Below are 2,635 nucleotides of genomic sequence, written 5' to 3' on the forward strand. Positions count from 1 at the left end.
TGTCGGCGCCGATCCAAATCTGAGCCACCGTGCCGACCGAATATTGAGCCAGGGGTGGGGGCCGGCCTTCAGAGGGCCGGCGGTGGATAAGTGTAGGTCTGTCCTGGCTCTTTGACCTCCTCGATGTTGAGTTGAGCGCGCGGGGGAAGCCGCGCAGGGCGTAGCCCGTAGCGGATTTCCCCGCGCGGCGCCGCTTCAGAAGTCGTCCTGCGGCAGCTCGGACTTGCTGCCCTTGCGGGCCTGCTCGCGCGCCTTGATGCGCTTCTTGGCCTCTGCCGTACTGCGGCTGAAGCGGATCGACTCGTTGCCCGTCTCCACGATGTGGCAGTGGTGCGTGAGCCGGTCCAGCAACGCGGTGGTCATCTTCGCGTCGCCGAACACGCTGGACCACTCCGCGAAGTCCAGGTTGGTCGTGATCATCACGCTGGTGTGTTCATACAGGCGACTGAGCAGGTGGAACAGCAACGCCCCGCCGGCCTGGCTGAACGGCAGGTAGCCCAACTCGTCCAGGATGACGAGGTCCATGCGCAGCAAGCTCAATGCAATGCGCCCGGCCTTGCCTTGCGCCTTCTCCTGCTCCAGTGCATTGACCAGGTCGACCGTCGAGAAGAACCGCACGCGCTTGCCATGCCGGGTGATGCCCGATACGCCGATGGCCGTGGCCAGATGCGTCTTGCCCGTGCCCGGCCCACCCACCAACACGACGTTGTGTGCGTCGTCTGTGAAGTTGGTTGCGGCCAGTGTGCTCACAAGCTTGCGATCTACCGGCGAGACCTCGAAGTCGAAGCCGGCGATGTCGCGATGCACCGGGAACTTCGCGGCGTGCATCTGGTGGCTGACCGAGCGCATGGCGCGATCCGTGCCCTCGGCCTGCAGCAAGTGCTCGATCAACCAGCGCGAGGAGTCCACCCCTGCGTTCGTTCCTTGCTCCACCAGGTCGGCCCAGGCGCCGGCCATGCCATGCAGACGCAACGCCTTGAGTTCAACCGTCACGTCACGCGTCATGGCCGGCCTCCTCGGTGGCGTTGTCGGCACGCAGGCTGTCGTAGCGCGCCGTGTTGGCCAGCGGCGGTGTGCTCACCTTCAGCTGCGTCGCAGCCGTCTGCGGCATCGGCACCGCATTCAGGCGCCCCAGCACGTTGACCACGTGCTCCACGCTCACCTTGCCGGGCGGCCCGGTCTCCAGCGCCAGTTCCACCGCCACCAGCACCGCGTCCAGCCCGGCGCTCAGCACGATGGCCAGCACCTGCGCCATCACGCGGTCGCCGCCCGGGTTGCGCAGCAGCCCACGGCGCAGCCTCTGCAGCGGCTCGGGCATGTCGGCGAACGGCGCGCCATTCCTCAGCGCGCCGGGCTTCCTCTGCAGCAGCGGGATGTAGTGCTGCCAGTCATACCGCGTCTCGCCGGCGTTGCTCAGGCGGTCGTGGCGCGCGACGATGTGGTCGTTGGCCACCACGACGACGCTGCCCGGGTACAGCCTGGTGCTGACCATTTGCCCGAACAGCTCGCACGGCACCGAGTAGCGGTTGCGCGCCACCGATACCAGGCAGGTGCTGGACACGCGCGCGGGCTTCTCGACGTAGCCATCGAACGGCGCCGGCATGGGCATCAGATGCGCCCGCTCGTGTTCGAGCATCTCGGCCACGCTGAACTGCTCGTGCTCGGGGTGGCGCACCTCGTCCCACAACGCCCGGCACCGCTGGCCCAGCCAGGCGTTGAGTTCGCTGAAGCTGCCGAAGCGCTGCTTGGCCGCGTCGATCCAGATGCGCCGGCGGCTGTCCTGCACGTTCTTCTCGACGACGCCCTTCTCCCAGCCGCTGGCGACGTTGCAGAAGTCCGGGTCGTACAGGTAGTGCGCACACATGGTCGCGAAGCGCTCATTGACGATCCGGCCCTTACCCTTCTTGACCTTGTCCACCGCGGTCTTCATGTTGTCGTAGATGCCGCGCCGGGCCACGCCGCCCAGGGCTGCAAAGCTGCGGGTATGGGCATCGAACAACATCTCATGGCCTTGGCTCGGATAGGCCACCAGCCAGAAGGCCCGCGAAGCGCATAGCTTCATGTGCGAGACCTGCATGCGGTAGTAGATTCCGCCCACCACCAGCCCTTCCTCGCTCCAGTCGAACTGGAAGGCTTCGCCGAGCTCGAAGGCCAGCGGCACGAAGGCGTTGGCGCTCGCAGATTGACCTTCGCCCTGGCGCCACGCCCGGATGAAGTCGGTCACCCGCGTGTAGCCACCGTCGTAGCCAGCGCCCCTGATCTCGGCGTACAGCGCCTTGGCCGTGCGACGCTCGCGCTTGGGCCGCCGGGCGTCGGCCTTCAACGCCTGCCTGAGCGCCTCGTGGAACGCAGTGAGCTTGTTCGGCTGCTCCCCGCGCCGGTACTTCGGCGGGCCATCCACCTCGCCGTGCAGCCACTTCGCAACCGTGTTGCGCGACAGCCCCGTCATGCGCGAGATCTCGCGCTCCGATTTGTTCTTCCGGGCATGCAAACGCCGGATCCTGCCAATCATGTCCATGGTGATCACTCCTCGTCCTCTGCTGCACAAAAAAACAGCAGAGTAGGTTGAACACCTGGCTCAATTTTGGGTCGGCACAACCCTCATAAGTGGCTCAGTTTTCGGTCGGCGCCAACA

General features: G+C 66.1%; 2 protein-coding genes. Both read right to left on the reverse strand.

All coding sequences use genetic code 11. From position 1 onward, the window contains the following. Positions 1-195 precede the first annotated feature (195 nt). A complete protein-coding gene (istB, locus tag IMZ29_RS22315) occupies positions 196-1,005 on the reverse strand; it encodes an IS21-like element helper ATPase IstB (RefSeq protein WP_005800232.1) in 810 nt (269 codons plus the stop codon). Next, a complete protein-coding gene (gene istA, locus IMZ29_RS22320; RefSeq protein ID WP_005800234.1) occupies positions 995-2,518 on the reverse strand; it encodes an IS21 family transposase in 1,524 nt (507 codons plus the stop codon). The genes istB and istA overlap by 11 nt, the downstream gene beginning before the upstream one ends. Positions 2,519-2,635: the final 117 nt, after the last annotated feature.

Origin of the sequence: Verticiella alkaliphila, assembly GCF_018904615.1 — a bacterium.
Lineage (GTDB): Bacteria > Pseudomonadota > Gammaproteobacteria > Burkholderiales > Burkholderiaceae_B > Verticiella > Verticiella alkaliphila.

Excerpts from the sequence above, each read along its gene's own strand:
- istB (WP_005800232.1), bottom strand. The coding sequence starts at position 1,005 with ATGACGCGTGACGTGACGGTTGAACTCAAGGCGTTGCGTCTGCATGGC.
- istA (WP_005800234.1), bottom strand. The coding sequence starts at position 2,518 with ATGGACATGATTGGCAGGATCCGGCGTTTGCATGCCCGGAAGAACAAA.